This window comes from Pseudomonas sp. NPDC096950 (assembly GCF_044762525.1).
Classification (GTDB): Bacteria; Pseudomonadota; Gammaproteobacteria; order Pseudomonadales; family Pseudomonadaceae; genus Aquipseudomonas.
In genome coordinates this window covers 115,451-122,385 of record NZ_JBIWEL010000019.1, presented here as the reverse complement: position 1 = coordinate 122,385, position 6,935 = coordinate 115,451, and the positions used below count along the sequence as shown (strand labels likewise).

The window sequence follows — 6,935 nt, the reverse complement described above, 5'->3', positions numbered from 1 at the left end:
GTGGTTGTATTCGTTGTAGAGGATCTCGACGTGCAGCGGCAGGGTGTTGGTCACCCCGCGAATGTGCCCGGAAACCACCGATACCGCACCGAACTCACCCATCGCCCGCGCGGTACACAGCACCACGCCGTAGATCAGGCCCCATTTGATATTGGGAACGGTGACGTGCCAGAACATCTGCCAGCCATTGGCGCCGAGCAGGCGCGCGGCTTCTTCTTCCTGGGTGCCTTGTTCCTGCATCAGCGGGATCAGCTCGCGCGCCACGAACGGCACGGTGACGAAAATCGTCGCCAGCACGATGCCCGGCAGGGCGAAGACAATCTGGATGTCGTGATCCTGCAACCACGGCCCGAACAGGCCCTGGGCGCCGAACATCAGCACATAGACCAGACCGGCGATCACCGGCGACACCGAGAACGGCAGGTCGATCAGCGTCACGAGCATGCTCTTGCCGCGGAACGAGTATTTACTCACGCACCACGCCGCGCTGACGCCGAACACCACGTTCAGCGGCACCGAAATCAGCACCGCGATCACCGTGAGTTTCAGCGCCGACAAGGCGTCCGGTTCAAAGATCGCGGTGAAGAACGCACCCAAGCCGTTTTTCAAACCTTGGGACACCACGATAAACAGCGGCAGCAATAAAAACAGGGTGAAAACCAGCCAGCACAGGCCGATCAACACGCGCCGCGAAGTAGCACTGCCACGACGGGCTGCGTTGGCCGAAGAGGCGGCCGCAATAGACGATTGGGACATTTTCGCGCCTCCTTATGGGGTTTCGATGCGCCGCTGCAGCAAGTTGATCAGCAGCAACAGGACGAAGGAAACCACCAGCATCAACACGCCAATGGAGGTAGCGCCGGTGTAATCGTACTGGTCGAGCTTGACCATGATCAGCAACGGCAGGATTTCGGTTTTCATCGGCATGTTGCCGGCGATAAAAATCACCGAACCGTACTCACCGACGCCACGGGCAAACGCCAGGGCGAAACCGGTCAGCCAGGCCGGCAACAGCGCGGGCACCAGGATGTAGCGGAACACTTGCAACGGTTTGGCACCGAGGCAAGCGGCGGCTTCTTCGACTTCACGGGGGATGTCGGCCAATACCGGCTGCACCGTGCGCACCACGAACGGCAGCGTGACGAAGGTCAGCGCCAGGGTGATGCCGAGGGGGGTGTAGGCGATCTTGAAACCCATGTCCGCAGCAAATTGCCCGACCAGACCGGTCGGCGTGTACAGCGCGGTCAGCGCGATACCGGCCACGGCGGTGGGCAGGGCGAACGGCAGGTCGATCATCGCGTCGATGATCTTGCGGCCGGGGAAGGTGTAACGCACCAACACCCAGGCCAGCAGCGTGCCGATAATGCCGTTGATGATCGCGGCGTACAGCGCAGTGCCGAAGCTCAACTTCAACGCCGCCAGCACCCGGGGCGCGGTGACGATGGCGTAGAACTGATCCCAGGTGAGCTGGGCGGCATGCACGAACATCGCCGCCAGTGGAATAAGCACAATCAGGCTGAGGTACACCAAGGTGTAGCCCAGCGTCAGCCCGAAGCCGGGTATGACGGGGGAGATACGACGCGACATAAAAGTCCTTGGTTGAAAAAATCAATCAGCTAAACGCATCCATGTGGGAGCGGGCTTGCTCGCGAAGAGGGAGCATCATTCAACAATTACGTCGTTTGACACACCGCCTTCGCGAGCAAGCCCGCTCCCACATGTTCAGTGCCTAAGCTTAAGGCTCGCTGTGTGGCTTATGGCAGATTACTGCGCCTGGTAAATCTGGTCGAACACGCCACCGTCATTGAAGAATTTCGGTTGCGCAGTTTTCCAGCCGCCGAAGTCTTTGTCGATGGTCACCAGGTCCAGGGTCGGGAACTGCTTGGAATACTTCGCCGCTACGTCTTTGTCACGAGGACGGTAGAAGTTTTTCGCAGCGATTTCCTGACCGGCCGGGCTGTACAGGTGCTTGAGGTAGGCTTCGGCGATTTGCTCGTTGCCCTTCTTCTCGGCGTTCTTGTCGACCACGGCCACCGGTGGTTCGGCTAGGATCGACAGCGAAGGCACGACGATTTCGAACTTGTCGGCGCCGCCGTCTTCTTTCAGCGCCAGGAACGCTTCGTTTTCCCAGGCCAGCAACACGTCGCCCTGACCGTTGTTGACGAAGGTGATGGTCGAACCGCGAGCGCCGGTGTCCAGCACTGGCACGTGTTTGAACAGGGTCTGGATATATTCTTTGGCCTTGGCCTCGTCACCGCCATTGGCTTTCAGGCCATAGGCCCAGGCCGCGAGGAAGTTCCAGCGCGCACCGCCGGAGGTTTTCGGGTTCGGGGTGATGACCGACACGTCATTCTTGATCAGGTCGCCCCAATCCTTGATGCCTTTAGGGTTGCCCTTGCGCACCAGGAACACGATGGTCGAGGTGTAAGGGGTGCTCGCATCCGGCAGGCGTTTTTGCCAGTCAGCCGGCAGGGTCTTGCCGAGTTTGGCGATTTCGTCGATGTCACCGGCCAGGGCCAGGGTCACTACGTCGGCACGCAGACCGTCGATTACCGCACGGCCCTGTTTGCCCGAACCACCGTGGGATTGCTGGATCTTCACGTTGTCGCCAGCGTGGTCTTTCTTCCAGAAGTTGATGAATTCGGCGTTGTAGTCCTGGTACAGCTCACGGGTCGGGTCATACGACACGTTGAGCAGCTCGTAATCCTTGGCAACCGCGGAACCCGCAAAAAGGGCGCTGGCCAGCGCGGCCAAAGCGAAATGACGAATCGACGACATGGTGAAAGCTCCTGGAATTCTGTTGGTGTTGGCTTTTCTTATGGGTTTCTGGAATCGCGGTTGCCGGTTAAAAGATCGCCGCCTTCGACAGCTCCTACATCAATCCCCCGTAGGAGCTGCCGAAGGCTGCGATCTTTTGATCTTTTCAGCTCGGCTTGTTGGCCGGGTTCTGCAAGCGGAATTTCTCTTTGCGTTCGATCTGGACCACTTGCGCGTTGTGCACGGTGATTTCCACTGCGCCGAAACGCAGGTCGCGCAATGCGCTCTGGATCTCGCGCAAAATGGTTGCTTCGTCCTGGCCGTCAACGCTACGTAGGGATGCGCTCATGGTGCTGCTCCTTCGACTGAGAGGTTGCCTGGCAGTGGCGGCACTGCTTGCGGCGTGAGGGCAATAGTAGATAGGCGCGGATATTCTTAAAAAGACTATTTAAGAATGTTTATATAACCAGAAAGTATTATTTGATGGGACAAGGGGTTGCGGGGGATTTCAAGACCGATCGTTCCCACGCTCTGCGTGGGAATGCCGCCCGGGACGCTCCGCGTTCCAGGCATGCGGGGTGACGCAGAGCGTCACAGGATGCATTCCCACGCAGAGCGTAGGAACGATCAGAGCTAACCGATCACCGGAGCCCGAGCCCAATCCAGTTGCTCCGCCGGCACCGGCCGGCCAAACCAATAACCCTGCCCCAGATCGCATTCCTGTTCGAGCAGGAACCCTGCCTGCTCCACCTGCTCAATCCCTTCGGCATGCACCTGCATCCCCATGCTTTTGGCCAGCGCGATGATCACCCGCACAATCGCGCCATCGTCCTCGTCCCACGGCAGCCCGGCGACAAAACCCTGGTCGATCTTGAGTTTCTGCACCGGCAGGCGTTTAAGCCGCAGCAGCGACGAATACCCGGTGCCAAAATCGTCAATGGCCAGCCGCACGCCCAATTCACGCAAGCGATGCATCTGTTCCAGCGCCACTTCCGGATCGTCCATCACCGCGCTTTCGGTGACTTCCAGTTCCAGATACGCCGGGTCCAGGCCGGTTTCGCGCAGCACCTGCGCCACCTGCTGATACAACTCACGGCGGGCAAACAAGCGCGAAGACACATTCACCGCCACAAACGACAACACCACGCCCGCCTGCTGCCAGCGGCACATCTGCTGACAAGCCTGCTGCATGACCCAGGCATCAATCTCGGAAATCAGCCCGGTGCGTTCGGCGACGGGGATGAATTCTGCCGGCGAGATCAACCCGCGCTGCGGATGCTCCCAGCGCACCAGCGCCTCGACGCCGATCAGGCGACTGGTTTTGAGGTCATGGACCGGTTGGTAATAAACCCGAAGTTCCTGCATTTCCAGGGCGCGGCGCAGTTCGAAAGCGATCTCGACCCGCTGCTGGGCATGGGCGGTCAGTTCTTCGGTGTACAGCGCGTAACCATCGCGGCCGGCACTCTTGGCCTTGAACAGCGCCGAGTCGGCGTTGCGCAGCAGTTGCTCGGCACTCAGGGCATCGCTGGGGAACAGGCTGATGCCGATGCTGGCGTTGATGAACAACTGATGCCCGTCGATCTCGAATGGCAGCTTGAGGCCATCGATGATCCGCTGCGCCAGTGCCGCGGCCTGCACCAGTTGCGGGCAGTTTTCCGCGAGGACGGCAAACTCGTCGCCGCCCAGCCGCGCCAGGGTGATGCCCGGCACGAACAAGCCTTTGAAACGCTCGGCCACGGCCTTGAGCAGTTGATCACCGACGTTATGCCCGAGGCTGTCGTTGATCATCTTGAAATGATCCAGATCGATCATCAGCAAGGCGCAGCCGCGCTTGTGCAGTTGCGCCGAAGTCAGCGCCTGCTCGACACGATCGGTGAACAGCAGGCGATTGGGCAGGTCGGTCAGCGGATCGTGGTGGGCCAGGTGCGTCAGTTCGTGCTCGGAGTTCTTGATCGCACTGATGTCGGAAAACACTGCCACGTAATGACTGAGCCGCCCCAGATCGTCATGAATGAGCCGGATGGTCTGCCATTGCGGGTAAATCTCGCCGCTTTTACGCCGGTTCCAGATTTCTCCGCTCCACTCGCCGGCGCTGCCGAGCATGGCGAACATCGCCTGATAGAACGCCGGCGGGTGGTGGCCGGACTTGAACATGCTCGGCTGCTGACCGAGGACTTCTTCACTCTGATAACCGGTGATTTCCATAAACGCCCGGTTCACATGGACGATCAGGCCTTTGCTGTCGGTGACCAAAACCCCTTCGTGGGTGCAATCGAACACGGCGGCGGCCTGGCGTAGCCGTTCGCGGTCCTCGCTGCGCTCACGTAATTTCGCACCGATGCCCAGGCAGCGAAACAATCGGGCCCGGGCGAGGAAGATTAATCCGGCGCTGAGCAGCACCCAGACGTAACCGTTGATCAGTTGCCATCGCAACAGTTCGGTGGAGCTATCGAAGAAACTGTTCAATAAATAACCACTGAACTGGAGCCAGACTACTGAAAGCACCAGGTAAAGCAGCGCTGCACGCAAGGCATCGCGGTGTGTGGCTGACATTCGGCCGTCCATGTCCCTACAAAAGGGTTGGAATTATAGGTTAAAGAAACATCCAGCCACTCTTATCTGAAAGGGCGACTGGTTTTATCTGTGGGCTTAGTGATAATGCAACGGCTGTTTTTTTATTTATCGAGGGCCCTATAGCCTATGTGGTACGAAGGTTTTCTCGGCTTGTCGCCCTGGTCACTGGTGGCAGTCACCCTGCTGATGACCCACGTCACGATTGTTGGCGTCACGGTCTATCTGCATCGTTATTCAGCCCATCGCTCCCTGGAGCTCAATGCCGGCCTGAAACATTTCTTCCGCTTCTGGCTGTGGTTGACCACGGCGCAGAACACCCGCGAGTGGACAGCCATCCACCGCAAGCATCACGCCAAATGTGAAACCGTCGATGACCCGCACAGCCCGGTCATCAAGGGCCTGTCCACCGTTTTGCGCAAGGGCGCCGAGTTGTACCGCGAAGAAGCGGAAAACCCGGAAACCCTGCGTATCTACGGCAAGAACTGCCCCGAAGACTGGATCGAACGCAACCTCTACAGCCGTTTCCCGCTGTTAGGCGTGGCGATCATGGGCGTCATCGACCTGCTGCTGTTCGGTACCATCGGCATCACCATCTGGGCCATCCAGATGATGTGGATCCCGGTCTGGGCTGCCGGCGTGGTCAATGGCCTGGGCCATGCCATCGGCTACCGCAACTTCGAATGCCGCGATGCGGCGACCAATCTGGTGCCGTGGGGCATCCTGATCGGCGGCGAAGAACTGCATAACAACCATCACACCTACCCTAACTCGGCAAAACTGTCGGTGAAAAAGTGGGAATTCGACCTCGGTTGGGCCTGGATCCAGGTCTTCAGTTTCTTCCGTCTGGCCAAGGTCCAGCGGGTTGCGCCAATCGCCCATCGGGTCGAAGGCAAGGGCAGCCTGGACATGGACACCGCCATGGCCATCCTCAACAACCGCTTCCAGATCATGGCCCAGTACCGCAAATTGGTCATCGCGCCGCTGGTCAAGCAGGAGCTGGAAAAGGTCGATCACTCGGTCCGTCACCAGTTCCACCGCGCCAAGCGTTTGCTGTCCCGGGAAACCAGCCTGCTGGATGACAAGCACCATATCCGCATCCAGAACATGCTCGAGCACAGCCAGGCGCTGAAGGTAATTTACGAGAAACGCCTGGCCTTGCAGCAGATCTGGGTCAAGACCAGCTCAAATGGTCACGACATGCTTGCCGCCATCAAGGATTGGGTACACGAAGCCGAAGCCAGCGGGATTCAATCCCTGCGCGACTTCGCTGATCAGCTGAAAACCTACTCCCTGCGCCCAGCCGCCGCAGTCTGACTGTGGCGAGGGAGCTCGCTCCCGCTCAACCGCGCAGCAGTCGCAAAACCTGACGACGCGTTCTTTCGCTGAAAAAACGCGTCGTCAGTACCGCCCGGCGGGAGCCCCCTCCCTCGCCACGCCAGCCGGGAACTAAGCTCCAAATCCCCTATCTCAAAGACACTTCGCCATCCAGGCGGGCCGAGACCTGTTATCAATTATTTCCCACCTAAGCGTGACAGCGCCTGCTGTGGCACAAGAAATAATCGATAAAAGGCCCACGTAGTGGCCGCTTTCGAAACCTCGAGCGG

Annotated in this window: 6 protein-coding genes; 1 reads left to right on the top strand and 5 read right to left on the bottom strand. The window is 59.1% G+C overall.

From position 1 onward, the window contains the following. The 5 genes from cysW to dibA form a co-directional block, all read right to left on the bottom strand. Window positions 1–756 (bottom strand): sulfate ABC transporter permease subunit CysW (cysW, locus tag ACIQY3_RS24910; protein WP_403024931.1); only part of this gene is annotated, 756 nt, incomplete at its 3' end. 12 nt (window positions 757–768) lie between these two features. Continuing rightward, window positions 769–1,587 carry a sulfate ABC transporter permease subunit CysT gene (cysT, locus tag ACIQY3_RS24905; protein ID WP_123402746.1) on the bottom strand — a complete coding sequence of 273 codons (819 nt, stop codon included), beginning with the start codon at window positions 1,585–1,587 and terminating at the stop codon, window positions 769–771. Window positions 1,588–1,764: 177 nt separating this feature from the next. Next, complete coding sequence (locus tag ACIQY3_RS24900) at window positions 1,765–2,778, bottom strand: sulfate ABC transporter substrate-binding protein (protein WP_054050215.1); 1,014 nt, start codon at window positions 2,776–2,778, stop codon at window positions 1,765–1,767. Between the two features lie 145 nt (window positions 2,779–2,923). Continuing rightward, complete coding sequence (gene oscA, locus ACIQY3_RS24895; RefSeq protein ID WP_059404116.1) at window positions 2,924–3,106, bottom strand: sulfur starvation response protein OscA; 183 nt, start codon at window positions 3,104–3,106, stop codon at window positions 2,924–2,926. Window positions 3,107–3,390: 284 nt separating this feature from the next. Then, a complete protein-coding gene (gene dibA, locus ACIQY3_RS24890; protein ID WP_403024927.1) occupies window positions 3,391–5,310 on the bottom strand; it encodes a phosphodiesterase DibA in 1,920 nt (639 codons plus the stop codon). Window positions 5,311–5,457: 147 nt separating this feature from the next. Here dibA and desA point away from each other — a divergent pair, with 147 nt between their 5' ends. Then, window positions 5,458–6,645, top strand: coding sequence for a delta-9 fatty acid desaturase DesA (gene desA, locus ACIQY3_RS24885; protein WP_403024925.1), 1,188 nt, complete (start codon window positions 5,458–5,460; stop codon window positions 6,643–6,645). Window positions 6,646–6,935: the final 290 nt, after the last annotated feature.

What these genes read in the sequence shown, in the direction of transcription:
- cysT (WP_123402746.1), bottom strand. Translation starts at nt 1,587, where the DNA reads ATGTCGCGTCGTATCTCCCCCGTCATACCCGGCTTCGGGCTGACGCTG.
- ACIQY3_RS24900 (WP_054050215.1), bottom strand. Translation starts at nt 2,778, where the DNA reads ATGTCGTCGATTCGTCATTTCGCTTTGGCCGCGCTGGCCAGCGCCCTT.
- oscA (WP_059404116.1), bottom strand. Translation starts at nt 3,106, where the DNA reads ATGAGCGCATCCCTACGTAGCGTTGACGGCCAGGACGAAGCAACCATT.
- dibA (WP_403024927.1), bottom strand. Translation starts at nt 5,310, where the DNA reads ATGTCAGCCACACACCGCGATGCCTTGCGTGCAGCGCTGCTTTACCTG.
- desA (WP_403024925.1), top strand. Translation starts at nt 5,458, where the DNA reads ATGTGGTACGAAGGTTTTCTCGGCTTGTCGCCCTGGTCACTGGTGGCA.